1 protein-coding gene is annotated in these 1,390 nt (G+C 64.2%); it reads right to left on the reverse strand.

Features of this window, described 5'->3' with window-relative positions:
- Positions 1-12: 12 nt before the first annotated feature.
- The gene (locus tag ACYVDK_RS18275; protein WP_460524437.1) at positions 13-1,224 is read right to left on the reverse strand and encodes an IS110 family RNA-guided transposase; all 1,212 of its coding nucleotides are present in this window, start codon (positions 1,222-1,224) and stop codon (positions 13-15) included.
- Positions 1,225-1,390: the final 166 nt, after the last annotated feature.

The following is a 1,390-nucleotide window of genomic DNA, read 5'->3' on the forward strand; positions in this document are numbered from 1 at the left end:
CTTGTCGTGTGGTCAGGCGGCTGTTCGGCTGGCTTGGTAGGGCTGGTGCCGGGTGAGGATGTGCCAGATCGCGATGATCAGTGAGTGTTGGATGGCGACGAGCGCGCGCATCGGGCCGCGGCGTGCGGATAGTCGCTTGTAGCGGTTCTGGAAGAAGGATTCGTTGGTGCGCACGGCTGCCATCGCGGCGGTGCCGAGAGCGCCTTTCAGGTGCGCGTTGCCGGGGCGGGTGCTGACGTGTTTGCTCTTCCCGGCGGATTCGTGTTGTCCGGGGCAGACCCCGGCCCAGGAGGCCAGGTGGGCGGGTGTTTCGAAGAAGGTCATGTCTGTTCCGGTTTCAGCGATGATGTTCTCTGCGCCGGTCTGGCTGATCCCCGGGATCGTCGCCAGCAGGGTTCTGGCCCAGCCGAGGTCGTGCTCGCCCACGAGCGTGTCGATCAGACCGGTGAGTTGCTGGAGGTGATCATCCAGGAGGTCGATGCGGTCCAGATGGAGCCGGGTCAGAGCGGCGTGGTGAGGGGTGAAGTTGCCTTCGAACGCGGCCTTCAGCTGCTCGGTCTTGACGCGCAGTCGACCCTTGGCGAGGTCGGCCAGCACGACCGGGTTGCTCTCACCGGTGATGAGTGCTTCCAGGAACGCCCGCCCGGACACGCCGAGGATTCGGGCGGTGACCGAGGTGTATTTGATGCCGGTGGACTCGATCAGCTTCTCCAGCTGCTGGATCTCCCGGGACCGCTGCGTGGTGAGCAGGGTGCGTTGCCGGGTCAGGTCTCGGAGTTGACGGATCGGCCACGGTGGGACGAACGAGCCGCGCACCAGCCCGTGGGCGCCGAGCTCGGCGAGCCATTGCGCGTCGGAGACATCGGTCTTCCTCCCCGGGAGGTTCTTCGCGTGCCTGGCGTTGACGAGCATCACGTTCAGGTGCTCTTCCAGCCCGTAGTAATACGGCTTCCAGTAGTCGCCGGTTGCTTCCATCACCACCAACGTGACCTGCTGAACCAGCAGGTGATCACGCAACGCGAGAACATCGCCATGCATCGCCCCGTGTACCGTGATCTGCTTCGTGAACGTCCCGGCACGCGCACCGGGACTACGGACGCAGACCTTCGCGTCCCGTTTGGAGATATCCATCCCCGCGCAACGGCAGTGGATCACTTCCATGATCGTTTCCCTTCCTTCATCATCGAGAGAAGGGACGGTGGCCGTAACAGGCGGACTGGGCAACAAAGTGGAGTCTGACGCACGTGCTCGAAGGCAACATTCCACGAATCCCTACGACTGTCCAACCGACCAGGCTCAATCACGGGCTCTACGGCACCAAGGCAAGAACGGCCGTGGCATCACGACCACCGCCCCCACCCAGGGTCCGCCCGACCCTGCCACCCCAGCA

This window comes from Humibacter antri (assembly GCF_054777235.1).